The sequence below is a fragment of the Hymenobacter saemangeumensis genome (genome assembly GCF_039541835.1).
Taxonomy (GTDB): domain Bacteria; phylum Bacteroidota; class Bacteroidia; order Cytophagales; family Hymenobacteraceae; genus Hymenobacter; species Hymenobacter saemangeumensis.
Map to the genome: position 1 here is coordinate 1 of NZ_BAABGZ010000016.1, position 24,828 is coordinate 24,828.

General features: G+C 55.3%; 32 protein-coding genes. 26 read left to right on the plus strand and 6 right to left on the minus strand.

Annotated elements, in window-relative coordinates; genetic code table 11:
• Positions 1–66 precede the first annotated feature (66 nt).
• From ABD919_RS07880 to ABD919_RS07895, 4 genes are all read right to left on the minus strand, one after another.
• Positions 67–1,287, minus strand: a complete 1,221-nt coding sequence (locus tag ABD919_RS07880; protein ID WP_345235443.1) for a phage portal protein family protein — start codon at positions 1,285–1,287, stop codon at positions 67–69.
• Between the two features lie 5 nt (positions 1,288–1,292).
• The gene (locus ABD919_RS07885) at positions 1,293–1,793 is read right to left on the minus strand and encodes a phage protein Gp36 family protein (RefSeq protein ID WP_345235444.1); all 501 of its coding nucleotides are present in this window, start codon (positions 1,791–1,793) and stop codon (positions 1,293–1,295) included.
• 1 nt (position 1,794) lies between these two features.
• Complete coding sequence (locus tag ABD919_RS07890; protein WP_345235445.1) at positions 1,795–3,351, minus strand: hypothetical protein; 1,557 nt, start codon at positions 3,349–3,351, stop codon at positions 1,795–1,797.
• A 120-nt stretch (positions 3,352–3,471) separates the two neighbouring features.
• Positions 3,472–3,924 (minus strand): hypothetical protein, encoded by a 453-nt coding sequence (locus ABD919_RS07895; protein ID WP_345235446.1) that lies wholly within the window; start codon positions 3,922–3,924, stop codon positions 3,472–3,474.
• A gap of 180 nt (positions 3,925–4,104) precedes the next feature.
• Between ABD919_RS07895 and ABD919_RS07900 the strand changes: the two genes are divergently transcribed.
• The 22 genes from ABD919_RS07900 (at position 4,105) to ABD919_RS08000 (ending at position 19,914) form a co-directional block, all read left to right on the plus strand.
• A complete protein-coding gene (locus ABD919_RS07900) occupies positions 4,105–5,097 on the plus strand; it encodes an HK97 family phage prohead protease (protein WP_345235447.1) in 993 nt (330 codons plus the stop codon).
• A gap of 177 nt (positions 5,098–5,274) precedes the next feature.
• On the plus strand, positions 5,275–6,354 hold the full coding sequence (locus tag ABD919_RS07905) for a phage capsid protein (RefSeq protein WP_345235448.1): 1,080 nt from the start codon (positions 5,275–5,277) through the stop codon (positions 6,352–6,354).
• 20 nt (positions 6,355–6,374) lie between these two features.
• Positions 6,375–6,572 carry a hypothetical protein gene (locus ABD919_RS07910; protein ID WP_345235449.1) on the plus strand — a complete coding sequence of 66 codons (198 nt, stop codon included), beginning with the start codon at positions 6,375–6,377 and terminating at the stop codon, positions 6,570–6,572.
• Positions 6,572–7,030 (plus strand): hypothetical protein, encoded by a 459-nt coding sequence (locus ABD919_RS07915; RefSeq protein ID WP_345235450.1) that lies wholly within the window; start codon positions 6,572–6,574, stop codon positions 7,028–7,030. The genes ABD919_RS07910 and ABD919_RS07915 overlap by 1 nt, the downstream gene beginning before the upstream one ends.
• Before the next feature lie 110 nt (positions 7,031–7,140).
• Positions 7,141–7,527, plus strand: a complete 387-nt coding sequence (locus tag ABD919_RS23945) for a CHAP domain-containing protein (RefSeq protein WP_425556400.1) — start codon at positions 7,141–7,143, stop codon at positions 7,525–7,527.
• The gene (locus tag ABD919_RS07920; protein ID WP_345235451.1) at positions 7,527–8,084 is read left to right on the plus strand and encodes a hypothetical protein; all 558 of its coding nucleotides are present in this window, start codon (positions 7,527–7,529) and stop codon (positions 8,082–8,084) included. The genes ABD919_RS23945 and ABD919_RS07920 overlap by 1 nt, the downstream gene beginning before the upstream one ends.
• Entirely contained in the window at positions 8,081–8,683 is a 603-nt protein-coding gene (locus tag ABD919_RS07925; RefSeq protein ID WP_345235452.1) for a hypothetical protein, read from the plus strand. The genes ABD919_RS07920 and ABD919_RS07925 overlap by 4 nt, the downstream gene beginning before the upstream one ends.
• Complete coding sequence (locus ABD919_RS07930) at positions 8,684–9,916, plus strand: DUF2586 family protein (protein ID WP_345235453.1); 1,233 nt, start codon at positions 8,684–8,686, stop codon at positions 9,914–9,916.
• Between the two features lie 3 nt (positions 9,917–9,919).
• Positions 9,920–10,354: a hypothetical protein gene (locus ABD919_RS07935; protein WP_345235454.1), complete on the plus strand. Its 435-nt coding sequence runs from the start codon at positions 9,920–9,922 to the stop codon at positions 10,352–10,354.
• A gap of 103 nt (positions 10,355–10,457) precedes the next feature.
• Positions 10,458–10,943, plus strand: coding sequence for a hypothetical protein (locus ABD919_RS07940; protein ID WP_345235455.1), 486 nt, complete (start codon positions 10,458–10,460; stop codon positions 10,941–10,943).
• Positions 10,944–11,188: 245 nt separating this feature from the next.
• Positions 11,189–13,117, plus strand: coding sequence for a phage tail tape measure protein (locus ABD919_RS07945; protein WP_345235456.1), 1,929 nt, complete (start codon positions 11,189–11,191; stop codon positions 13,115–13,117).
• Positions 13,118–13,281: 164 nt separating this feature from the next.
• A complete protein-coding gene (locus ABD919_RS07950) occupies positions 13,282–13,713 on the plus strand; it encodes a DUF6046 domain-containing protein (protein ID WP_345235457.1) in 432 nt (143 codons plus the stop codon).
• Entirely contained in the window at positions 13,710–14,714 is a 1,005-nt protein-coding gene (locus ABD919_RS07955; RefSeq protein WP_345235458.1) for a hypothetical protein, read from the plus strand. The genes ABD919_RS07950 and ABD919_RS07955 overlap by 4 nt, the downstream gene beginning before the upstream one ends.
• 2 nt (positions 14,715–14,716) lie before the next feature.
• Positions 14,717–15,160, plus strand: a complete 444-nt coding sequence (locus tag ABD919_RS07960; RefSeq protein ID WP_345235459.1) for a hypothetical protein — start codon at positions 14,717–14,719, stop codon at positions 15,158–15,160.
• A gap of 53 nt (positions 15,161–15,213) precedes the next feature.
• Entirely contained in the window at positions 15,214–15,393 is a 180-nt protein-coding gene (locus tag ABD919_RS07965) for a hypothetical protein (RefSeq protein ID WP_345235460.1), read from the plus strand.
• Positions 15,394–15,395: 2 nt separating this feature from the next.
• Positions 15,396–15,704: a hypothetical protein gene (locus ABD919_RS07970; RefSeq protein ID WP_345235461.1), complete on the plus strand. Its 309-nt coding sequence runs from the start codon at positions 15,396–15,398 to the stop codon at positions 15,702–15,704.
• The gene (locus ABD919_RS07975) at positions 15,697–15,999 is read left to right on the plus strand and encodes a hypothetical protein (protein WP_345235462.1); all 303 of its coding nucleotides are present in this window, start codon (positions 15,697–15,699) and stop codon (positions 15,997–15,999) included. The genes ABD919_RS07970 and ABD919_RS07975 overlap by 8 nt, the downstream gene beginning before the upstream one ends.
• Positions 15,999–16,889, plus strand: a complete 891-nt coding sequence (locus ABD919_RS07980; RefSeq protein ID WP_345235463.1) for a hypothetical protein — start codon at positions 15,999–16,001, stop codon at positions 16,887–16,889. The genes ABD919_RS07975 and ABD919_RS07980 overlap by 1 nt, the downstream gene beginning before the upstream one ends.
• A 2-nt stretch (positions 16,890–16,891) precedes the next feature.
• Positions 16,892–17,692, plus strand: coding sequence for a LamG domain-containing protein (locus ABD919_RS07985; RefSeq protein ID WP_345235464.1), 801 nt, complete (start codon positions 16,892–16,894; stop codon positions 17,690–17,692).
• Between the two features lie 2 nt (positions 17,693–17,694).
• A complete protein-coding gene (locus tag ABD919_RS07990) occupies positions 17,695–18,522 on the plus strand; it encodes a hypothetical protein (protein ID WP_345235465.1) in 828 nt (275 codons plus the stop codon).
• Positions 18,512–19,045 carry a hypothetical protein gene (locus ABD919_RS07995; protein WP_345235466.1) on the plus strand — a complete coding sequence of 178 codons (534 nt, stop codon included), beginning with the start codon at positions 18,512–18,514 and terminating at the stop codon, positions 19,043–19,045. The genes ABD919_RS07990 and ABD919_RS07995 overlap by 11 nt, the downstream gene beginning before the upstream one ends.
• Positions 19,045–19,914: a phage baseplate protein gene (locus ABD919_RS08000; RefSeq protein WP_345235467.1), complete on the plus strand. Its 870-nt coding sequence runs from the start codon at positions 19,045–19,047 to the stop codon at positions 19,912–19,914. Before ABD919_RS07995 ends, ABD919_RS08000 begins: the two co-directional genes overlap by 1 nt.
• A gap of 250 nt (positions 19,915–20,164) precedes the next feature.
• On the opposite strand, the gene ABD919_RS08005 is transcribed toward ABD919_RS08000, so the two are convergent.
• Positions 20,165–21,052: a YheT family hydrolase gene (locus ABD919_RS08005; RefSeq protein ID WP_345235468.1), complete on the minus strand. Its 888-nt coding sequence runs from the start codon at positions 21,050–21,052 to the stop codon at positions 20,165–20,167.
• 215 nt (positions 21,053–21,267) lie between these two features.
• Between ABD919_RS08005 and rpsT the strand changes: the two genes are divergently transcribed.
• The 4 genes from rpsT to ABD919_RS08025 all read left to right on the plus strand — a co-directional run bounded on the left by rpsT (position 21,268) and on the right by ABD919_RS08025 (position 23,202).
• A complete protein-coding gene (rpsT, locus tag ABD919_RS08010; protein WP_345235469.1) occupies positions 21,268–21,519 on the plus strand; it encodes a 30S ribosomal protein S20 in 252 nt (83 codons plus the stop codon).
• Positions 21,520–21,703: 184 nt separating this feature from the next.
• Positions 21,704–21,844, plus strand: a complete 141-nt coding sequence (locus ABD919_RS08015; RefSeq protein WP_345235470.1) for a hypothetical protein — start codon at positions 21,704–21,706, stop codon at positions 21,842–21,844.
• Between the two features lie 54 nt (positions 21,845–21,898).
• Positions 21,899–22,081 carry a hypothetical protein gene (locus tag ABD919_RS08020; RefSeq protein WP_345235471.1) on the plus strand — a complete coding sequence of 61 codons (183 nt, stop codon included), beginning with the start codon at positions 21,899–21,901 and terminating at the stop codon, positions 22,079–22,081.
• A gap of 212 nt (positions 22,082–22,293) precedes the next feature.
• Positions 22,294–23,202, plus strand: a complete 909-nt coding sequence (locus ABD919_RS08025; RefSeq protein WP_345235472.1) for a T9SS type A sorting domain-containing protein — start codon at positions 22,294–22,296, stop codon at positions 23,200–23,202.
• Between the two features lie 171 nt (positions 23,203–23,373).
• Here ABD919_RS08025 and pyk read toward each other — a convergent pair whose 3' ends face one another.
• A complete protein-coding gene (pyk, locus tag ABD919_RS08030) occupies positions 23,374–24,813 on the minus strand; it encodes a pyruvate kinase (protein WP_345235473.1) in 1,440 nt (479 codons plus the stop codon).
• Positions 24,814–24,828 lie beyond the last annotated feature (15 nt).

Below are 24,828 nucleotides of genomic sequence, written 5' to 3' on the forward strand. Positions count from 1 at the left end.
CCTCGGCTACTGTTCACCCAACCACTTCGAAAACCACTTGCAAATCATGTCCCAATTGTGTCCGGCTTAGCTAGACCACCTCAGGGGCGGGGTGTCCTTCTCAGGGTCATTGGTGGGCTTGGGGGCATCACCAGTTTCCTTGGCTTTGGCTTCATCAATCCATTTACGCCACTTGAAGTGTAGCCCCTCCAAGGGATAGCCCCAAAGCTTCAGGAACGGCCACAACGTGAAGTTTACGTACTGCGAAATGAACCGCATACGGGCCTGTATGTAGTGCTCTTGCACCCGTTCATGTACCTCACCCCCTGCCCGGCTGCCTGTTTCCTGGCTGGTAGCAGTCTGGCCAGTTATCAAGTAGGCTATTTCATCATTACACATGCTGCTAAGCGCTGTGTAAATCTTTGAACCATCGGTGTTGCTCGACTCTACCACGTCGATTTCTTCCGACTCGTCAATAACCACCCAGCCATTGGCACCCATGTTGGCTAGTGCTTCCTCTCGGGCTGATAACTCTGATTCCTCCACAGCACTTGTTTTGAGGCTTACCAGGGGCATGCCGAACTTTTCAGACCGCCGTGACATATCGGTGCGGGTGTAGCGCTTCCAAATGACTTCGGGCGCGGCCTTATTCAGAATGCCAATGTGGTCTTTGCCCTCTTCATCAAACATTCTGACTTCAATCAGAAGCTTGGTGTAGTCGGCATCAATGCCACGAAAGGGCACTCCTACATCATCGGTGGGCTTCAGCAGCACTTGCCCAAATTCTGGCACCACCTGGCCACGCGGTATCAGGTCGAATCGGTGAAATTCGCCTTCCTCGTTTGGGTAGTCAAAGTTGATAAGCGTGTGGCCGTAGAAGTCGGTGTCTAGCACCCGTGACAGGAAATCCGTAAACCAAGGCCGTTCAAACAGCTCTAGCACATCGGGGTATTCCTTGCCGGTTTTATCAACTACCGTGTAGCCTTCCGACAGCACCTTGTTCTTCAGGGTGGTCATCTGGCCAGTTAAGTAGTTGTCTTTGGTGATTTGCTGGTAAAGTGCCATAAGCATATCACGGCGGGGCTTGGTGGGGTGCAAGGCCCGGTCTTCAGCCCGCTTCCATGCTTCCATTTCAGCCGCAATCCTGGTGCGTGATTGCAGGGCCACCAAGCTATCTTTTAGCCTGGGTGCCCGTTTGGCTTTTTTGCCACCGGCTATGGTGGCCGTGTCGGTGGTGCCGGGCTTCTTGGCTAGCTCAAATTGATTAAGCCAGCGGGTGAAGGCTTTAAAGGGTTGTCCTAACTGCATTGCTATTAGAAGTTGTGTGACCGGGCTGGCTGGCTACCATACCGAAAAAGGTTGTTGCGCTGGGTGCTGGTACCTGAGCTGGGGGCATAGCGGGGCAAGTCGGGGTTGCTTTTCCCGTCTTGGGCCAACTTCAGCCACTTCAAAGCAGCATTGTAGCGGGTTTCGCGTACCTCGCTCACCATGCGGAAAGTGACACGGGGCAACAGGTGCCACAAGGCCACGTCTACCACTATCATCACCAGCTGGGCATTGCGGAGCATGCCCGACAGGCTAAATGCTGCTTCCATATCGTACCGCCCGCGTAGGTAGCTGGCTACCTCTGCCATTGCGTTACGCTCTGCCAGCTCAATAATGGTGGGTTCAGGTTCCGGGGCGGGTTCATCACCTGTAGGTTCCACTTCGGGGTCTACTGGTTCCGGCTCGGGCTGGGGTTGTTCTTCCAACAGCGTGTCTAAGTCCTCTCGGCTGATTTGGCCTAAGAAGTCATTGGGGGTAAGGAAAAGCATATTAAAAACCGCGTGAAGTGTTCTTTTGAAATTTGCCTGAGCGTTGCCCGGTGCGGCCACTCAGCCGCCCGAGTTTCTGAAGTTTTTGCCATGCGGATTGGTCAGCATCCGGCCCGTCATCATGCGCCGCGCCTTCCTCCCAGCCGGTAAGCTGTTCAATGCTGGCTATCATGTCAGGGTCTTCTTTTTCGTCTATGTTGTAGACGACGGTATCCCCGTTTTCATAGGCGCTAGTCATTGAACCAATGCGGTCATTCTTGTCGCCTTTGCGGTCGGTGTCGTACTTGATGAAGTTGACAATGCCGTATTTCTTACAGGCCAAGTCTATTTCCGTCTTCAGCAAAAGCTTCTGGGTAGCGTTGGCCTCGACATAGCACCGGAACTTGCTTTTAATGGGGGCTGGTAGGCTGATGTAGAATTCAAACCACCATTCTATAGCCTTCCTGAGCGTCTGGCCTTGCCGGTGGTACACCTTCAGCTTTACCAGCCGGTTTCCCCACTTGGCCCATGCCGGAATAGATGTGAAGTCTGATTTCTTGCTAGTGCTGTAGGACATGTCACCATACATCACGATTGAATCAAGCTTCTCCCAGCTCGGTATTTTCTCCCACTTGATTTGCTCATGCTCAAACACGCCGGCATCTTCTTGTGGGTCGTTTTGCCACTCAGTTTGGAACGCCTTCCATCCCACGTCTTTCAGTAGGGCAGCATAGAATTCGCGGGTGTAGCGCTTCCAATTTGGTGTTCCGTCTTCTTGCAGGGCATTAACCTTGCTGTGGTGCCAATGCGGCTTAATTGCTACCAGCGTGGCCAGAATGCCGTTTTTGGCAATGCGGTTGTTCACGAATAGGAACCGGCCTATTCCTGTGTCGCCTGTGCCCAGCACTGCTCTTTCTAACCATTCAACCGCTTCACGAATGCGCGAAGGGTTCTTCTTCATTTTGTCGTCGTCTAAGTCGTCGCACACAATGAAGTCAGGACGATGTGACCCAAAGCGGGTGCCCCTCGGTGGCTCACCCATGCCCAATGCCACGAAAGCGCACCCATCGTTGGTTTGAAACTCCCCTTGTTCCCAGGAACCATCCTTTATCTGCTGGCCAAAGTCATTCAGAAAGCGGGGGTTTGCGGCTAGTTCGCCCTGAATGTCTTGCAAAAGGCGAGTAGCCGTTTTGTTGTTCTTGCCTATCAGCATCATTACGTTCAGCTGCCGTGGCTCCTGAATTTTCAGCCACATGGGCAAGAAAATGTCAGCATTTGTTGACTTGGCTGAACCTCTGAACCACTCCCAAATGCCCTTAAACATGGGGTTTTTCAGTACCTCATTGGCCTCCTTGATGTGGAAAGGAGCACATTCAGTGACGTTGCCTGCCTTATCCTTGGCGTAATGCGGGAAGTAGTAGGTGACAAAAAAGCCATAATCAGCCCTTGCGCGGGCCTTGCGGGCTTCCTTGTCCTGCTCAGTTTCCGTAAGGTTGATGGGTTGGTCAGAACTAATCTTCTTAACCAGCTGCTTCCACCTGGCTTGCAGGTTCTTTTTTTTGGATAATGGAGATGCCATTGAAAAGGCTTGTTTGTGCGCTTCGCGGGCCTTGTTTGATACACCGATACCAGAAGCGGGGTGTTGTGGCCGTGGTGAGGCTGTTAAATGGTGTTTAAAGACTCGGCTGTAGTTGGGCCGCTATGACAATTCCTTGAATTTGGAATCCACGAACCCGTCAACCTTGGGCATGATGCTTTTTGCAAGGGCGGGTGCCACCTCGAAAAGCCACGTCATCATTTCTTCAATGACCGTGATGTAGGTGTCAATGCTGAGCCGCTTATCAAGCTCACTGATTGACTTGCTTATCATCCGTATTGCCTGGGTTTCGTGGGTGTTCATCACCCGCCGTTTCCCTTCATCATCTACCGCCTTGTCTTTTATCAGACTGATTTGCTGGTACAGGTCGGCAATAATCTGTGGCCGGGTAGCGGTGTTTGCTCCTTTGATGGTAGCCCAGCCACCGGCATTGGCCCATGTCGAAAGCGTGTTTTCGCTCACCTCAAGCCGGGCCGCAATCTCTTTCTGGCTTTTGTCGGTGTTCAGGAATAGGCTTAGGGCCAACTCCTTTTTGTCCTTGTTGGTAAGTGCCATTGCTCCTTTTTGAAGCAAAGAAAAGCTGACCGGGTAGGGCTGGCCAGTATGAATTTCAATGATGCGGGTACTGTGTACGCATTATAGAAAATGGGCCACGTATCTTGGAAATGAGGGCTTTACAGCGGGTTTTGCCGGGGGTAGTATTGCATCCCAATTGCTCCAACCCACACCCCATTTATGGCCCGCTTTGTACTGACTGATGAACGCCTGAACTGCTACGGCACCCGCATCATCACCAAGGGAGTTGACTTGAAAGACTTCCTGAAGAACCCCGTGATGCTCTACATGCACACACGGGGGCTGGTGATTGGTAAGTGGGAAGATGTGCAGGTGTCCAAAGAGGACGCTACTATCTCGGCTGAAGGGGTTTTCGACCAAACCGACCCTTTTGCTCAGTCGATTGAAAGCAAGGTGAACCAGAAGATTTTGAACGCCTGTAGCTCGGGCCTTGAAATTCTGGAATGGTCTGAAAAGCCTGAAATGCTGGTGGCGGGCCAAACGCGCCCAACTATCACCAAAAGCATTCTGAATGAAGCAAGCATAGTGGACATACCGGGCAACAAAAATGCCCTTCGCCTACACCTGGGCGCTGGCCTGTGGCTGACTGAAGACGCCACCGCCAATGCCGAAAGCCTGAACAAATTTTTACCAACCCTCAATCTCCAAACTCAAAAACCGATGGATGAAATCCTGTTGGCCCTCGGGCTTGCGGCTGGCAGTACGCCTGCACAAGTAGTGGCTGCCATTCAACAAATGCGGCTGAATGCTGCCAATGCCCATGCTGATACCATTATCAGCATTGCCGAAAAAGCAGGCTTGGTAGATGCTGGCAACAAAGACAAGTTTACGAAGCTGGCAGCTGCTGACCCTGGCTTGGCCCTGCACTTCCTGGGCTTTGACCAACTGAAGAAGCCCACGGCCACTGACGCGCCTGAAGGTGATAAGCCCGGCAAAGACCTGCGCTTGGCCGATGTGGTGCGGGAAGTGAACAGCAACAACACCACCAACCTGGGTGGCACTGGTGGCACTGCGCCTGACCCTCGGGCCGCCTGGACTATGCGCGAGTGGGAGAAGAAGGATTCCAAGGGCCTGTTGGCCCTGAAGGCTTCCAATTCCGACCGCTACAACACCATGTACGAAGCTCAGTACGGCCGCAAGCCCAACAGCTAAGCACCACCCAGAAGCACTCCCAGCCACATTGTAAAGCACCCTTCGCGGACACGGCGAAGGGTGCTTAAACCCTTCCAACGTGTCCAAAAACAAGTCTATAATTCACGTTAAACACCCACTTTTTACCTTCTAAGTTTGATGAAACTTAACTTCAAAAACCTTCTGTACAACGCAGTTATGGCCCTTTTCCTGGGTGCTGTGCTTGCACTGGTGACGGGTGTAAACCCCGTTATTCCTGCTGCTGCCCTTTTTGGCATAGGCTGCTGCCTGCCTGCCAAACCGGCCGTGAGCCTGAACCAGCCCTTTGCCTTCATGGCTATTCAGCGTGAAATCTGGGTAGATACCATTGAAGAGAACATCTACCCCGACAACTCCTTCATGATGCAGAGCCGTGATGACGGGGCATTTCTGGAAGGCAAGACCGTGAAGCTGAACCAAGCGGGCACCAAGCCGGGCGCACAAAAGAACCGTACTCAGCTGCCCGCTCAGGCTGCCAAGCGTGTAGACACCACTGCTGATTACGACATTGACGAGTACACCACCGACCCGGTAGTGATTCAGAAGACGGAAGAAATTGAAGCCAACTACGATAAGCGGCAATCGGTGCTGTTTGACCAAACCGAAGTGCTGAGAACGCAAGTGGCCGAAGGCATGGCCTTCGCTTGGTCGCCTACCGTGGGTGTCAACATCATTCGCACTTCGGGTGCGGCCCGTGCGGCTTACAAAATCTTCCAGCTCGGCGCTGGCACCGTGAACCGGAAGCGCATTGCAAAAGAGGACATCATTAAGGCGGCTACCATTCTGGATTCGCAGAATGTGCCCCGTGAAGGCCGCTACATGCTGATTGACGCACTGCTGGTGACTGACCTGCTGCTGATTGAGGAATTCACCAGCCTGGAAAAAATCGGCCAAGCTGTGCTGACCGCCGGGGCAATCGGTAAGGTGATGGGCTTTGACGTGTTCGTACGGAGCGACACCACCATCTACGACAACGACGACAACACGAAAATGGACTTCGCTGAAGCCCGCAGCTCGAATGACAACGTGTCCTGCCTGTTCTGGCAAAAGAACTATGTGCGCCGCTGCTTTGGCGGCTCGCAGAACGGCGGCATTGAGGTGTTTGAAGATGCAGGCTCCAACGGCAACGGCAACCCGCTTTTCTACGGCACCATCATTTCGGCAATGGTTCGCAGTGGTGGCCGCGCTGCCCGTGCTGATGAGGTCGGCATTGTGGCCCTGGTAGAAGCCCACGCCTAAGCCTTCACGGCTTTACTAAGATGACCAACGGAGAAAACGTGGTGACAGGAATCTTCAGTGGCCCGCTCGGGATGCTGATGGCCGTGCAGCTTGGCGCGGTTGGCGCAAACAGTCTGATAGGCGCGGCAATCTATGCTGCTGTGGGGGCCACTGTCGGTTTCTGCACCACGTTTTTTCTGAAGCGTCTATTCAAGTGGCTCAACATTAATACCGACTGATGAAAACGCTTCTTTTTTCAATTCTGGCTTTGCTTGGCGTGGTAGTGGGGGTGGCCCTGCTCTATGACAAGTGGGCTACTGGTTCCACCGAACGGGTGCGGAACCGCCTGCAATGCTTGGTGACACAACGGGGGAAGGCGGCTGGCTTGTTCCTGTTTCTGGTGTTGTGGTACGCCTTCCCCGATGTGGCCGAAGTAGCTTCTAGTGATGGCCAGCGGCCCGTGCTGATGGACATTGGGGTATTTCAAACGCTTCTGCTGGCCACCATTCGCGGCCTCATTCTCTACAGCTTTTGCAAGCTGTTCCTGAAGCATGAATTCACCGTCATTCACCGATTCCTTACCCGTGGCAGCCGCTTTGTGAGGAACTTTTACCAGCTCACGCCGTGGCAAAAACACTTACTTACCGCTGTCTACTTATTGGGCTTTTTGCTCTTGTTCAGTCAGCTTACGCGGTAGCGCCTGGCGCTACACCCAGCACGGCCAAACGGGCTGCGCTAGCCAAGGTCTTCAATGCTGAAGCTGATGCCGGGGTGCGGGAAGTGGGCTGTAGCAACTGCGGCCCTCGGGTGGAAACCTACCTGAAAAGCTCGGGCAACCAACGTGGCCAGCCCTGGTGTGGGGCTTTCGTTACGTGGTGCCTGAAGCAAGTAGGGCTGGCAGTGCCGCCCGGCTCGGGCGCTGCCCGGAACTGGTTCCCGGCTGCCAAAGTCATCTACAGCCGGGGTATGGCCCTACGCGGCCCGCCTAAACAGGGTGATTGTGTAGGCTTCTACTACGCCAATTTGGGCCGCATCGGGCACGTTGGCTTTGTTGACCGCTGGGGGGAAGATTTTGTGATAACCGTGGAAGGCAACACCGGCTCGGGCGGCATCAACCGGAATGGTGATGGAGTCTACAGAATGCGCCGCCTACGCTCTCAAATCACCATAGTATCAAGTTGGATTCCCGAGTAATGAAACCCCGTTTCGACTTCCGCACCCTGGCCAACACACGCACAGCTAAAGCCGTGGCCCAAGTGGTGCTGATAGTCGGAATGTTTTGGGCGGTGGTGGCCAGCTCAGGTTGTGCCACCACCCGACCCAGCACCAGCACCGAAACCGTTATTACGGATTCCACCACCCTTCGCCAAGTACAACGGCTAGTGGCTGTGTCGGTGCCGGGTGACTCGGCCAAGCTCACTACCCGGCTGGCCTACGATGAACGCACCGGCCGAATCCGGCCCGTGACCATCTACAGCAACAGTGGACACACTACGCTTGCCTTCTCAGTCGATGCCTACGGGCTGGTGAAGGTCACGTCAATCACGAAGCCATTTGTAGCACAAGTGCCCGTGGTAGATACCGAAATCAGCCGCACCCGACAAGCCAGCACCACCACGAAAACAGAAGCGGTGGTGACGCAAAATAGCCGATTTGCCCGGTACTGTATCGGCTTCACAGTGGTAGTGCTGCTGTGTGCTGGGCTGTGGTTTTACATCCGTTTTTTCACCCCTTTTCGCTTTATCAAGTGAACAAACCCAAATACACCCTTGCGGAGCTGGTGAAGCGCTCGGTGCCCTACTTCGCAAGCAATCCCGATGTGGGGGCCTTGGTGGCTACCACGCATGACGGGAAGTTCTACAGGCCCGAGTTTGAGAGCTACGCGGAACATTCGGCCGCGAAGGCTGGCAGTGAAAAAATGGTGATTCACCGTGAAGCGCTGTTAGTGCCCGCTTGCCTGTCGATTGAAGATGCAATGGCTGAAGCGGGCTTGGTAATCGCTCCTGTGAAGCCCGCCGCCTCGTTGCTGCCTGAAAGCCTGGGTGAGCTGGTAGCCAATGCAACCCACCTTCCCGACTTCCTGAAAGAACCCAGCAAACCGGCTGCTGAACCAAAGACGGTGAACATCACCCTTGACACCCGGCCCATAACGGCCGCTGTTGATGCAGCTGTGAAGAAGGTGATGCAGGCTGCCAGCTCAGCCCCGGCCGTGCGCCGGGGGCGCAAGCCCACTGCTGAAGTGCCGGTGTCGGCACCAGCAGCCCCCACGCGCAAGCCTCGGGAAACTAAGCCCGCTGCTGCCAAGGCTACGGCCACTTCAAAGAAAACTCCCACCAAAAAAGCCGAATAAATGAGGCCACAAGTAAAAATTATGCTTGGCAACGGGCAGTTAGGCCGCCAAGTAGCCAATGCTGACGGGGTGGCCCTGCTGGTGCTGTGCCTGCCCGATACCTACATTGACCAAATCACCGAACGGCTGTTTTACAGCTTGCGTGACGCGGAAGTGGCTGGTATCACCCAAGATGCCGACGTGGACAACAACGCCTTGGCCTGGGAGCATGTCAAAGACTTCTATGCTGAAGCCGGAGACGGTGCCCCGCTGCATGTGTTGCTTTTAGAAAACGCAACTACGCTGGTAAACCTGTTTACTGTAAGCAGTGATGCCAACGTGGCCCTTCAGAGCTTCCTTCAGGAAAAGAAGGGAGTGGTACGGTTGCTGGCTGTGGCCCTGAATCCGGTGGTGGCTGAAGCCGCCTTGGCCTCTGGTGTTACGGCTGACCTGCTGGCTGCTGTGCCGCTTGCTCAAACCTTCGCCGCTGCTGAGTTCATCCGATTCCGGCCTGTCGATGTGGTATTGGAAGGCCGGGCCTTCAATGCCAGTGCCGCCGCTGCTTACGACCTACGCACACTCAATGCAAACAGCGTGGCTGTTACCATTGGCCGTGATGCAGTACGGGTGGCTGAATTGGTAGATGCTGGTATCACAGTGGCCAGCAAATATGCCAACGTGGGAACCGTGCTGGGCCGTTTGTCAGCCATTCCGGTTCAGCGTTCCATTGGCCGGGTGCGCTCGGGTGCTATCGCGGGCCTTCGCCAAGCCAGCCTGTCAGGCGGTGCGTTAGTCACGTCATTGCTCGACACGGCCTTGGACGTGTTGACTGATAAAGCCTACATCTTCCCGCTGGTTCACCCTGGCAAAGACGGGTTCTTCTTCAATGACGACCCTACGTGTGCCCCGGCTACTGATGACTACGCCTTCATCAAAGATTCCCGAGTAATCAAAAAAGCGGCTCGCATTGCCCGCGCTATCTACTTGGATGAACTCTTGGACGATGTGAGTGTAGACCCTACCAGCGGCAAGCTTCCGGCTATTGAAATCGCCCGCTTTCAAAACGTGCTGGAAAATGCCATTGAAACCCAAATGGTGGTAACGGGCGAAGCGGTAGCCGTGTCGGTGTTCGTTGACCCGAACCAGAACGTGACCGCTACCGACAAAATCAAGGCTGTAGTGCGAATCACTAAAAAAGCCACGGCCCGCACCATTGAAGCCACCGTGGAATTCTTCAACCCTTTCAATTCTTAATCAGTGATTAACGGCAAAGAATACTCTTGGCAGGACATTCAAATAGCCTTCCTTGGCCGGGTGGTGCTGGGTGTCACTGAAATCAAGTACAAAGAGAAAACGGCCCGAGAATTTATCTACGGCACCGGCCGCAAGCCCATTGCTTATGCCGATGGCCAGACGGATTCAGACGGAAGCTTGACAGTGCTTCAGTCGGACTTTGAAGCAATGGTGGCCAGCATGCTTGCGGCTTACCCCGGCCGCACCATTACGACCCTTCCCCCCTTTGACATTATCGTGATGTTCATTCCCGACATGGAGAATCCGAAAGTGGTGAAGGACGTGATTAAGAACGTGCTGCTGGGTGAGTATGAAAAAGGCGGCAAGGTGGGTGACCTGAACATGCCCGTGACACTGCCTTTCAAGTGCTCTGATATTCAGTTGCAAATGTCAATTTAATATGAAAGGCCAGCCGGGGTGCTGGCTGGCCTTTCTCTTTAATAACCCTTTAAACGGCAAAAGTTGCCAACCCCCTCCCTTTTTGCTTTTTCATTAATCCAAGATGACGAACCTGAACGACACAACCGCTGCTGATGCCCTGAAAACCGAGAGCTTGCCCGGTCATACTCACTCGCTCGGCTTGCTGGGTGTTTCTGCTGGCAACACCAGTAGCAACCCTGAAGCCGCCGCCGTGGCTGCTGCTGCTGTTGGCCCTGTAGCCTCTACTGCCCCCGCGCTGGCTGATGCCGATGGCAACCCTACGGAATACCAATTGGTGCTGTGGGCACAGGAGCACGGCCGCAAAATCAAAGTGGTAGAAGTAGATGGCAAGCTGGTGTGCTTCAAACACCCCTCCCGTGCAATTGTGGAAGCGGCCAATGATGTGCTGATGAAGACGAAGAAGCCCAGCAAGTATTCTGAAGTCATCATGTCTAACTGTCAGCTCAACTTCATTGCCGAAACCAAGGCTGATGATGAACTCTATTACGCGCTTGTGAACCGCGTTGATGAAATCATCACCAGCAAGGTTGCGACACTAAAAAACTAATTGATGAAGCGGAAATCACTCCGCAAACCAGCTTCATCCGAATTGTAAACGCGGAGCTGTCTTACTACTTCCGAATGTCGCCAAAAGAAGTGGACGCGCTCACTGATGAGAAGTGGGCTGAAATGTTCGCTAACCTGGTATGGATTCGGGAGCAAGAAGCCAAAGCAAACCAACAAAAGGCACCCACCCAGTAAGTGGGTGCCTTTTGATTTTCCAACCTGTCAATGAGAGCTTACCAGTGGGTTTTGAATCTTGTCGATAAGGCAAGCGGGCCAATGCAAACCATTTTGCAGAAGGCCGAAAAAATGGCCGGGGTTTTCGACAAAGCCAAGGCCGGTGCCAAGGCGCTTGGGGTGGGGCTGATGCTGGCCAACCAAGCGGCACAGGGTATTCAGACCGCCGCCAATACGCTGAACTCAGCCATTGAACCGGGGGTGAAGTTTCAACAGTCCTTAGCTGATTTATCTGCGCTTACAGGCCAGACGGGAGCGGGGCTGGTTCAGCTCGGGCAGCAAGGCCGGGAAATGTCCTTGCTGCTGGGTGGTAGCGCAGCTGACAACATTGAGAGCTACAAAGGCATCTTGGGCGAACTCGGGCCACAGATGGCCGAAAACAAAGCGGCAATGGCCAGCATGGGCGCGGCCGTGGGCATCCTGGCTAAGTCCATGAAGGGGGATAGTGTTGGCTCCATGAAGGCGCTTACCACTTCCCTTCAGCAATTCAACATTGATTTGAAAAACCCTGTCACGGCCGCGAAGGCTATGACTACGGCGATGAATGTGATGGCAGCCGGGGCAAATGCGGGTGCTGCTGAAGTGCCTGATATAGCCGCCGCAATTAAGGTGGCGGGTGTGGCTGCCTCGGGTGCCCGTGTCAGCTTCATTGAAACCAATGCCGCTATTCAGGTTCTTGCCCAAGGGGGCCTAAAAGGAGCTGAAGCGGGCACTGCTCTACGGAACGTGCTGGGCAAGCTGGGTGAAGGCCGCTTCTTGCCGAAGGACGTGAAAGAGGAGCTGAAGGCAGCTGGTGTTGACATCAACATCTTAGGGGATAAGTCCAAAAGCTTTGCTGCCCGCTTGACTGAACTGAAGAAGATTCAGTATGACTCGGCATTGGTGACCAAGCTTTTTGGCACAGAAAATTCCAACGCGGCGAATATCCTGCTACGGGGTACGGTTGCCCTGGGTGAGTACAAAAAAGCAATGACGGGTTCACACGCGGCCACCGATGCGGCCCGCATCATCATGGATACCCATGCAGGCCGTATGGATAGGGCAAAGGCATTGTGGGAAAACCTTGGCATTTCGGTGTTCCAAGCCACAGAGCCTTATTTGCCATTCATCCAAGGTTCAGCTAAGGCCGCTGTGATGGTATCGCAAATGATACCCTTGCTTCAGCTGATGGGAGCCGGGTTTATGACCGTGGTGCCGCCTATTTGGCGCTTCGTCTTCGCTCAAACAGCCTCGGGCTTGTCGGTAGCCAAGAATGCACTGCTGATGGTGGGTTCTGGCTTGCTTGGGCTGGTTAGCTTTTCAGGTGGGCTGGTAGGTGCTACCGTGGCACAATGGGCACTGAATGCCGCTATGAGTGCCAACCCTATTGGTATCATCATTCTCGGGCTGGTAGCCGTGGCTGGTGCCGTAGCACTTATTATCAGCTATTGGGACACGCTGAAGGTTTGGCTGCTGGCTATCGGCAAATTCTTCATAGAGAACAACCCGTTCTACCTGATGGTGTCCCAAATCTTCCGGCTGTTTCCGGGCATTGAAAAGTGGTTTACCGGGCTGTGGGACAGAATCACCGGCTTTGTGAAAGGGTTGGTGGGCAAGTTCAAAGGGCTATGGGACACCATTGCACCTTACCTGGGTTTAGGCTCAATGAAGGTGGGGGCTATTGATTCAAAGCTGATGGTGGCCGGGCCAAAAGAAGACCCGTTTGAGGCTGCTGCAAAAGCCCAGGGCGTGGCCGCGAAGCCCGTGAAAGCGAAAGCGGAAAAGGTCACCAGCGGGGGCAGCAAGCCAACAACGGTGAACATCACCATTGGCAAGTTTCAGGACTCTATCAACATCAACACCACCAATCTAACCGAAGGGACAAACGATGTTGTGAGGATGCTTGAAGAAGCATTGGAGCGGGTAGTAAACGGGGTAAGCCAAGGCGTAGGCATAGTATAGAAATGGAACTGACATCTAAGCCACCTGGCTTCAACATCAACCTTTTCACCGGGCTAGGGAACCCTTTGCTGGTTCCCTACCCCAAGGTGCTTGCCGGGGGCGGGGAATTCCAAAATGAAGCCCCAAACTTCGCGGCCCCGCCCGTTTCGCTGCTGGGCACTCCCATGTTCTTTCGCATTCAGATTGACGGGGTTTGGCTGCCCAATGAACCCCTAATTACGCTCAGCGGCGCAAAGGTTATTGTCAAGACTCCCATAGCGGGCGGCAATGGCACCGTGAAGGAAATGATTGGTGAAGATGACTACAAAATCAACATCAAAGGGCAGGCCGTGCGGGAATCGGCCGAACGTTTCAGGGACTCGGGCGGGCTGGTGCCTGATGACTACCCAGAAGAAAAGATGCGGGAGCTTGCCCGGCTGTGGAAGGTGAATCGGGACGTGTCTTGCCAATGCCAGCTGCTTACCTACTTCAACATTTCCCGGCTGGTGATTGAGGACATAACCTTTCCACTTGTGCCCGGCAACTCGGGCAGCTTCTACTATGAAATCAACGCGGTTTCTGATGAATCCTCGGTGGCCAAACTAATCCGAAAATGAGCCTGCTTCTTACCTGCAAAGTCACCATTGGTAATCTGGTTTACACCAAGATTAGCGGCTATGAAGCCGAATCATCTTGGAAGAATCTGGGTGATACCTGCAACCTCAAGCTATACGGGCTGGTGCAGGTGGTGAACCCAGATGGCAGCGTGGCCGAACGGGTGAAGGTTGAAGACGTGGTGAAGGTGGGTGACCCGGTTGAAGTGCAATTGGGCTATGATGGCAACTTACGCACCGAGTTCAAAGGCTACGTGGCTGAAGTGAAGTTGACGGTGCCTTTTGAGGTTCGGTGCGAAGATGAGTATTGGAAGCTGAAGCGCACCCCCATCAATAAGACGTTCAAAAACATGTCACTGAAAAAGCTTCTGGCAGAATTGGTGCCCGGTGTGAAGCTTTCAGACTCGGTGCCTGCCATTGCCATTGAAGCCTTCCGTGCCGACCGAACCACCGTGGCCAACGTGCTTCAGAAGGTCAAGGAAAACTACTTGGTGTGTGCCTACTTCCGTGGTGGCCGCTTGTTCGTGGGTTTGCCTTACACCGAATTCACCAGCACCACCGGGCCGGAAGGCTCGGTGGCCAAGTACGGTTTTCAGCAGAACATCATTAGTGATGATTTGACTTACAAGCGGGCTGAAGATGTGCGAATAAAAGCCAAGGTGGTAGCCTACCACAGGAACGGTAAAAAGACCACCGTGAAAGATGTAGGCGACACAGAAGGGGAAGAACGCACCATTACGCTTCGCACCGAAAGCAAAGACCCGGTGGTGCTGAAAGGTATGGCGCTTCAGCGGCTCAGCTCTTTCAAGTACGATGGTTACCGGGGCAGCTTCACGGGCTTTGGGGTGCCCTACGTGATTCACTCGGGAGTTGCGGAACTGTATGACGACCTGCACCCACAGCGGTCAGGACGCTATTTGGTCGATACGGTGAAAACCAGCTTTGGCCCCGAAGGCTTCCGGCGCACAATTGAATTAGGTAAACGGGCCAATAAAGCAGGCTAGCAATGAGCGAGAAAGCACAACGCCTTTTGAAACTTCTCACCCAAGGGCCACACCCGGTTAAGACGGGAGTGGTAACCAGTGTAAACCTTCAGGAGCTAACCTGTGACGTTGACCCCGATGATGAAGGAGCTGAGCTGGTAGGGGTACGCTTACGCACCATTGCTGATGACGGGGCGGTAGATGGCTTTACAGTGATTCCCAAAGTAGGAAGCTCGGTAACGCTGCTGATGCTTGATGAAGACACCGCTGTAGTGGTGCAGGCCAGCACCGCCCAACTGCTAACCCTGGCCACCGAGAACGAAAGCTTGAAAGCCATTCTAAAAGACACCTTCGCCGCTATCGGCCGCATGTCCTTTCAGACCAACAACGGTGCTACCCTGCAACTGCTAAACGCACCTGAGTTCACTGCACTTGACCAACGCTTAGACCTTCTATTTAAGAACTAATGCCACTCAATAAAACCGCATTTAAACAGGGTTTAAAGGGGTTGTTGGTCGATATGGCCAGCCGCACCGACAACAGCCCCCAAGGCAATGCCCAAACACAAGATGCCTACGTGGACACCCTGGCAGACTTGATAGTGGCCCTTATCAGCTCGGCTACTGTCTCGGGCACTGTGGCCACTACGGGCACCGCTGCTGCCCAGACTGGCACCATCACTTCAGCCACCATCTCTTAACGATGAAAGTTTTTGACTTGCTCACAGACGGTGAAGATGATTTGGTGGTGCGTGGTGGTGACCTTGAAATAGGTGAATCGACTGAGCAGCACCAACGGCACATTCTTATTTCTGAGAAGGGATGGTGGCGTGGTAGTCCGTTGGTCGGTGTCGGGCTGCGCTCGATGCTGCTTGACGATGCCCCCGGCGCGGTGGTGTCGGCTGAAATTCAAGAACAGATGGAATTGGATGGCATGACCATTTCACAGCTGGCCTTATCCACAGATGGCCAGTTGTACCTACTAGCCTCTTACAAAGACGAAAATGGCTGAGCTGAAAGTAAGTGATGGGCAAAGCTTGCTAGACCTGGCTTTGACCAACCTGGGTGGAACAGAAGCACTGTTTGCCCTTGCCGATGCAAATGGACTTAGCATAACGGATGCGCTCACCAGCGGCCAAGTGCTTACGGTGCCGGATGCAGCGGTAGACTCGGAATTGGTGAGCTATTACGCTCAGGCCAGTTACAGAGTCAACACCACCAACAACACACAAGAAGCACCTGCACCTGAACCGGGACAAGGGCAGGATTATGACCACACCGACTACAACCCTCAAGACTTTTACTAATGGGACAGCTTGCTGAAGCACTTATCGCCCTGCTACCCGAAAAAATCCGCAGTAACGGAGACGGGGCGGGGTTGACCACCGCTCAAGATTTGCGGGAATATGAAGCGAACGTAATTGCCGCAATTGAGCAACTTGAAAAACTAAGCCGTGGCAGCCGCCTGTTCGCAGAAGAACTGAATGGCTCGGCACCCATCGGGCCGTATGATGTGCAATTAGATGATGTGTTCCTCGACACGGCTTTGGGAACGGTCTGGGTGTACGTTGATGGCGAATGGGTAAGCCGGGGCAGCCTTCGGCCCAAGGATGGTTCTAAAATCCTAGGTGGCTCTGTTGTGCCAGATGTCAATTTGGGCGCTACAGGTGATTGGTACTTCCGGTACAATATTGCGGCGTATGAGAAGACCGTAGCCGGGTGGCAGTTGCGCTTCCCGCTGGGTGCGGCGGCAGCTCTGCCAGCTCAGGCGGGGCAAAATGGCAAAGCACTGTTCACCGATGGCGCTAGCGCCTATTGGGCCACGGTGCCTGCTGGCTATTCCGATAACCAAGCGAAGGATGCGGCGGCTTCTCTTTTCACGGCGGCTCTGGTTAGCAGCAATCTGCTTGGCTCATATAATGGGGGTACCAGGGTGCTAACCTTAAACGTGAAGCCAGCCAGCCTTACCACGGCTGAAATTGCGGCCACTGCGTTAGCGCCAGGGCAATTCCCGGCTTCTGAACAGGCCAAGCTAACAACAGCCGCCAACTGGACTAACGGTGTGTTTACGGGCATTGGGGCGCAAGCCTTGAGCGGGGTAGAAGAAGGGATGTTCTATACCAGCAGCGGGTATGCCTTCCGTGCCATTGGGGCCAATGCGGCCGTGTGCTGGAAACTCACTTCATTTGGCTCATAGGTATGCCCAAGTTTGTAACCTCCAATGGCAAGCTCTTGACCACCACGAATGCAGGCGGGGCGTTGCTATTCAGTGCGGGTGCCAATAGTGGCGTGGTGCCCCCAACCAACGACACCCGCTACCAGCTGCCCAACACCATCACATTTGAATGCTGGGTGAATCCGCAGCAACCCGCTAGTGGTGGTGTGTTTATGCTGCTGTTTTTCGTCTCGCGTTTGGCTACTAACTACCAATGGTACTTCCGCTTGGAAAGTAGTGGCCCTGCTGCAAACCGTACCAGCAAGCTTGCCATTACCCACTACGGCACCGGCTTGGCTTATACAGGAAACGGCCTGATAGCTTCGGATAGATGGACACATGTGGCGTTCACTTTTAATAAGGATTTGCCCAGTGGGCAATTGCGGTTTTATGTGAACGGAGAAATTGACGCCATTTTCAATACAGGAAATGTGGCCTCGGCAACACTTGGCAGCCCCCTCGGCTGTGGCTTTGGTTTCAGCGACTCAAACGGCGCTCAGCGCTTGCTAGGCTTAATGGACAACGTGCGCTTGTGGAATTACAACCGCTCGGCTGCCCAAATACTGGCCAATTACCGGCTTCGCACCTTGCCCGATGCAGTGAACGAAGTAGGGCTGATTGGCGACTACGGTTTCGATGAAACCGGAACCATTGCCTTCGACCGGAGTGGACAAGCCGCGCATGCCGCTGTGGGACGCAATGCCGGTGGACTTTCCGTAATGGCCCGCCAAGGGAGCACGGCCCCCTTTTCGGACAACACAACCTCAAAACTTCAGACTGTCTAACTATGGCCCGTACCATTGCCACAATACAGGCTGCCATTGCAGCCGACCGCGCCGCCCGTCCTGAGCTGGCTGGCCTCACCAGTCCAAGTGCCACCGCTATTTATCGACAGATAGAATATGTAGTGGCCGTGGCCCATTGGGTTCACGAAACGTTGTGGGATAGATTTCGCCAAGCCGTAGAAGCGTTCGTGGCCAGTGCGCCCGTTGGCACCCCTGCATGGTATGCAGACCAAGCATTGCTGTTTCAGGTTGACGAACCGTTGGTGGTGCTGCCTACAGGCCGCCTTGGCTACGAAAGCGACCTACCTGCTTCGCGTATCATTCAGCGGGCCACGGCAAAGGAAAATGCCCAGACGGGGCGGCTGTTTATCAAGGTGGCCAAGGCCGGTGCTCAGCCGGGTACATTGGCCGCGCTTAGCGCCGCTGAAAAGGTGCAGGTAGAAGGCTACTATGACAAAGTGGGCTTTGTGGGGGTGCGGCTTCAGATAATAAGTGAAGCGGCTGACCGGCTACGGGTAGCAGGGAATATTTATTATGACCCGCTGTTGCCGGTAGCCCCGCTGAAGGTGGCCGTGGTAGCTGCTATTGAAGGATACTTGGCCGGACTCGCATTTGATGGGGTGGTGTACCTAAGCAAGTTGATTGACGCAATCCAAGCCGTGCCTGGGATAACAGATGTGCAATTGGCAACTGTGGAAGGCCGTTCGGGAGCTAACCAGCCCGTGACTATCACCCGCGTATATGAAACCATTGCGGGGTACATCATTGGCGAAGACACCCCCGGCCACACGCTGCCTGAAACCTTGACATTCGTTCCCGATGGCCAGTAATCAGAACCTGCCCGGTGTGCCCGTGCGCTACCGCCTTGACTTCTTTGCATTGGTCAGGCAGCTGGTGCCGGTAATGCTTCGCAAGCCGCGCCTATTGGCTTGGCTATACGCACTACTAGCCCCTTTGCGTGGCCAGTACACGATTTTCATTGACTTTGAAGCCCAAACCCGCCGTGAACTCAGCTACAACGGGCAAAAGATGGTCTTTGAACGGGCCTTGAATCTGCGCTTTGACCCCTTCTTGCGCCGAATCAGGATAGTAAATGCAGATACAGAGCTGCTGCCTGAATATGACTACAACCGTGTAGAAGAACACCTGCCAGAACAGTTTATGTACTTGGCTAATGAACACCCACCTGCAAGCTGGGAGTTTGATTACTTCTATCAGGAGTTTGTCACCCAGCTTGATTTTATGGTACGGGTTCCGCTTGGAATCAACACCCCTGAAAAGACCCTTCAACTTCACGCCTTTATTCGCCGCTACAAGCTGGCTACTAAGCGCTACTCACTCCTTTTTGTGTAATGAAACAACTACTATTCGCCAATAACGGCCGCGCCCGCGCCAATGATGATTTGCAGGTGCTTCAGCAGGAGCTAACAGATGCCGTGCAGGCCCAATTTCTCGGCAAAGGCGGCTTTATCGTTACGGGCTGCCAAGTAAGCGGCCCCGTGGGGGCACACACGGTCACGGCGGGCATTGTATGCCTAGATGGCCAATTAATGCGCTTCAGTGGTCAATCCAACGTTGTTCTACCGGCTCAGCTTCAAGCTACCGCTGCTGTAGATTCGGATTTGCGGCCCTATGCCGATGGCACTAGCCGCAACTGCATGCGAGAAGTGCAGGCCACGCTTGTAGCTGATAACCCTGGCTACTCGGGTGGTGAATTCATCCGAATCACGTCAGCCGGTGGCTTGCGCTGGGAGAATGTGCTACGCAATATCACCCGTTCGCCGGATGAAATTCAGGAAGTAGGGCGTTACGTGCCTGCACACTATGATGGCACCGGCCGTGGATTGGCAGGCACTGAAGCTTATGGGTGGGCTCTTTGTAATGGACAAAACGGCACCCTGATATTGAATGGTCGCTTCACCGCTGGCTTTGACCCTAACCAAGCAGACTTTGATGCGGTTGGAGACGCAGGGGGCAACAATAGCCTGACTTTATTGGCCAGCCAAATTCCCCCACACAAACACCGAATGACCAACTACAAAACGGATTCAGCAGGTTCCGATTGGCGTTTTATCGCTGGTTCCAATAATGGTGCAGCTAATAACAGCAACCACCCAGACAGAGAGACTGAGAACTTTACGCAAGATTCAGGTGGTGGACAGGCTTTTGATAACCGGCCTGCTTTCTGTACTGTACTGAAACGTCAGTGGGTTGGTTATTGAGTTGTAAGCAAGGCTAGCTTTTTCGTTTGCTAAAACAAAGGCGAGTCGAAAAAATAGCTCAAGCACCAAGAAACGGCTATTGAATGCCATTCACCCTCACTGACATTCCAGAGCTAAACCGGTTTTGTACAAAAAAGCCCCTGGCTTCAGCCGGGGGCTTTTGACGTTTAAACAAGCTTTAGGAGCTGCTTAAAACCTTTAAAATTTTGTCCCTGTCGTTTGGTTTTTTTTGTCCCCGTCGTTTTGCCAATTACAGTACTTCCAGAAAAACGTAGGGCGAGGCCATTGCCGCCTCCCGCGGAAAGCAGGAGGGCGGCAGGAAAGGGTCATTCTCGGCGTTTACTACCAGGGTAGGAATCCGAATGTGCTGCAGGTACTGCCCGGAGCTGGCGTGGGCATAGTAGGCATCGGCCGAAGCAAAGCCGTGCATGGGCGCAGTGTAGCGGTTGTCGAACTGCGGGAAGTCGCGCAGGGCCTCAATGCCCTCCAGGTCGACCTCATCCGGCATGAGCTCGGCCTTGGCCCGAATTTTCTGGCGCAGGGACTTCAGGAAGCGGCGCAGGTACACCTGGTTCTGGGGCCGGGCAATGTGGATGGAGCTGGCCCGCAGGTCGGTGGGCACCGAAAACACGGCGGCGCGCTGCACCTGGGCGGGCACGCGGCCGGGGTTTTCGCCCAGGTACTTGAGGGTTACGTTGCCGCCGGCGCTAAAGCCCGTCAGGTACACCCGGCGGTAGCGGCCGGTGGCCAGGGCATGGCCGATAACGCCGTGCAGGTCGTCGGTATCGCCGAGGTGGTAGGAGCGCAGCAGGCGGTTCATTTCACCGCCGCAGCTGCGGTAGTTCCAGGCCAGGGCATCAAAGCCAGCCCGGTTCAGGGCCCGCACCATGCCGCGGATGTAGGGGCGGTGGGCGTCGCCCTCCAGCCCGTGGGATGCAATAACCAGCGTATCGGTGGGCTGGTCCGACGGCAGGCGGCTCCAGTACAGGCTCAGGAAGTCGCCGTCGGGCAGCTCCAGGCGCTCGGGCGCGTAGGCCACGTCGGGCACCTGGCGCCAGAGGCTGGGCACAATGGTCTGCAGGTGGCCGTTGAACAGGTAAAACGGCGGCCGGTAGGGGGATTTAGCGACAAGAGGCATGGCAGCGAGCTACGATAAGCAAATGAAAGAATCGCAGCACCGTGCGAAAGTAATCGGCTTGCCTACTACTTTTGTTCCCCGGGCAGGGCGCTAGCGGGCTCTATCTTATTTGCTCACAGATTTTTTGTTGACAGGTTTTGGAAATGTGCCGGTATTTTGTACCTTTGCCCTCCCAAACCTGAAATCAAGCATAAAGCTCCAACATATTCCTTCTCATGGCAAACCATAAGTCGGCCCTCAAGCGCATCCGCAGCAACGAAGCCAAGCGCGTGTTGAACCGTTACCAGCACAAATCCACCCGCACGGCTATCAAGCGCCTGCGTGAAGCCACCGACAAAACCGCTGCTCAGGAGCTGCTGAAGAAGGTGTCTTCGATGCTGGACCGTCTGGCCAAGAAGAACATCATCCACAAGAACAAAGCTGCTAATAACAAGAGCAAGCTGACTAAGCTCGTTAACTCGCTTTAAGCAGTTACTGAGTTAGTGGAGCCGGGCTGCGCCGCCCCAAGGCCTGGTTCCACGCTTCTACAAAAGCCCCGCATCTGAATGGTGCGGGGCTTTTTGCGTTGCTGGCGCAGCAGCAACACTTGGTAATTGGCTTACCTTGAGTCAGGATTACCAATCATTCAGGTTATGAAACAAGTACGCCCTGATGATGCCGCTTCTGCTGAGCTTGCTGCTGCGCCTGAGCGCAGCGGCCCAGGCAGAGTGGCAGCCATTCCAGCCCGGGCTGATTTACAGCTTTTCCACCGCAGCAGCGGCTACGCCGGCGCCTTTCATCTACCTTCTGTGACTTGACTCGGCCTACCGTACCCCGGCCGGCGACTCGGCCTGGGCTTTCAACCGCTTGGTACGACCCCTGGATGGCACGGTGCTCCGGGGCCCCGCTACCGGGCGAAAGAGCCGCAACAACCTGTTTGGCGCCCGCTTAGTCCGGGAAACCGGCAGCGGGGAGCTGCTGCTGGAAAACCTGGCCGAAGGCAGCTTTCAGGCTGCGCTATACCTCCGGCTGCCCCCCGTGCGGCAGTAAGCAGCTCCTGGGTAGCCAGCACCATGCCCACGCTCACGGCCACCCTCAGTAGCCGGTCCTGGCAGGCAGGCAGTAGCAACCCGGGCAGCCCCCACGACTCGGTTGCCGTTATTACCCTGAGCTCGGGCTAGGTCTTGCGGCTGAGCCGCCGCTATGGGCTGCTTTCCGGTCCGCAGTGGCTGGGCCAGAGTGGAAGCATACCCCAATGGAAAATGGCCCAGCTTCCGGTCCCGCTCGCCGACTCGCCACTCTTTGCGGCCCGGCTGTTCAACCTGCTGCCCGGCGACCAGCTGGGGTATAGTGAAACTGAGCGGCCCGTGGGCAGCCCGCCCTGCAGCTCACGCTATACGCTGCGGCTTGTTGAGTCCCGGCAAATAGTGGGCGATTCCCTGATTTACGTCTGTCGCCAACAGAGCCGCGTGGTTCATCACAGCAGCCAGGGCTGTGGCCCGCCCGGCGCGGTGCTGGAGTCTGGGCAGCGTGGCCGGATGGCGTTTTCGCTCCGTACCGGTCAGTCGCCGCAGTATCCGGCCCTGCCCTTCCTATCGGGAGAGTACAGGCGCTATGCCCGCTACCCCGGTCAGCAAAGCATAGTAGTGGGGCTGGGTGTCGGGCTTAGTGCCACAGCGGCTTGTCAGCCAAGCAATGGCCTGCTGGCTTATGAGGAAATGTTTGTCATAAACCCATCTTCCGGGGTACAATACACCACCGTCACCGATGGCAACTGGTTTCAGCGGTACGGCTACGAAGCCGGATTAGGGAATTTTATTACCGGAAACACCACCCTGCAGTATTTCCTCCGAGTGCCGGGAATGGGCTGCGGGCCCGCGACCAATTACGCCAATCTGCTTCCCGCCCGGGCTGCACAGGCCGCGGCCGTAGCCATCCTGCATCCCAATCCGACGACGGAAACAATTACCCTTGTCCTTGCCTCCGCGGCGAGGCACGGTACCCGCCTGCTGCTGTTCGACGCCCTGGGCCGGCAGCAGGGCGTGGTTGAAATGGCAGCCGGGCAAACTGTAGCCGCCCTGACATTGGCCAGCCTGCCGGCCGGGGTGTATTGGCTAACCGTGCAGGCTGACAACCAGGTCCCGGTTACGAAGCGGCTGGTTAAAGAGTAAGATGCGCTGCATCGGCGCGGTCCCGGAGACGCAAAATGTTGCGTCTCTACCCGTCCAATTGCAAAACGCCTTTTAAGAGGCTGTATCCCTAAGAGCAAAAGGCCCCACTCTCAGCAGAGCGGGGCCTTTTTGCATGCCAGCGCAATCAACAGCATCAGCGGCAATCAGCGATTAGGCGATGCTCACCTTAACCATGTTGGCGCGGCCCTTTTCCTGAATGGGCATGGAGCCGGTGGTGATGAAGACGTCGCCCTCTTCGAGGTGGCCGGTGGTTGTCAGCACGTAGCGGATGTCGGCGATGGTGCTGTCGGTGCTGATGAGGCGGTCGTAGTAGAAGCTGCGCACGCCCCAAATCAGGCTAAGGGAGGTAAGCAGCAGGCGGTTGTCGGTGAAAATAAAGATGTCGGCCTTGGGGCGGTAGCGCGCAATCTGGAAGGCCGTGTAGCCGCGGTGCGTCATGCCGGTAATGGCCTTGGCGCCCGTGTTCTTGGCCAGGTGGCAGGCCGCCGAGAGCACACTGTCGGCCATGAAGTTAGGCGAGCCAGGGTCGATGGGGTGCCAGCGGTTGTAGAGCTGGGGGCTGCGCGTTTCCACGCTGAGGATGGTGGCCACCATGGAGCGGATTACCTCGGCCGGGTAAGCGCCCACGGCGGTTTCTGCCGACAGCATCACGGCGTCGGCGCCGTCGAGTACGGCGTTGGCCACGTCGCTGGTTTCGGCCCGGGTGGGGCGGGGGGCCGTTATCATGCTTTCCATCATCTGGGTAGCTACGATGACGGGCTTGCCGGCCTTGTTGCACTTTTGAATAATCATCTTCTGGGCCATGGGCACCTCCTCCATCTTCACTTCCACGCCCAGGTCGCCGCGGGCCACCATCACGGCGTCGGTCAGCTCAATAATTTCGTCGATGTTGCGCAGGGCTTCCGGCGTTTCAATCTTAGCCACCACGCGGGTCGTTTTCCCGGCCTCGGCAATCAGCTGCTTGATAAAGCGGATGTCCTCGGCACGGCGGGCAAAGGACAGCGCAATCCAGTCCACATCGTGCTCCAGGCCAAACTTAAGGTCTTCGATGTCCTTTTCCGTCATGGAGGGGGCCGACACGTCGGAGTCGGGCAGGTTGATGCCTTTGCGGGGCTTTACCAGGCCGCCGTACACCACCTCCACATCTACCTCGGTTTCGCGGTCGGTAGCCAGCACCTTGAGCTCAATCTTGCCGTCGTCGATGAGAATCATGTCGCCGGCTTTCACGTCGCGGGCCAGGCCCAGGTAAATCGTGCTCAGGCGCGTGGCCGTGCTGATTTCCTTTTCGCCGCACACCAGCTTGATTTTGTCGCCGGGGTGAATTTCCACGCCGCCGCCTTCTACCTCGCCCAGGCGAATCTTGGGGCCCTGCAGGTCCTGGAGCAGGCCCACGCCCGTGCGCATGTCTTTGTTGAGGCGTCGCACCGTGTGAATCACCGAAGCATGGTCGTCGTAGGAGCCGTGTGAGAAGTTCAGGCGAAACACATCGACGCCCTCGCGGATGAGCATGCCCAGCTTCTCGTAGGTGTTGGAGGCCGGGCCAACGGTGGCAACAATTTTTGTCTTGTTAAAAGTGGGGCGATTTTCCATGTAGTGTTGGTTGTG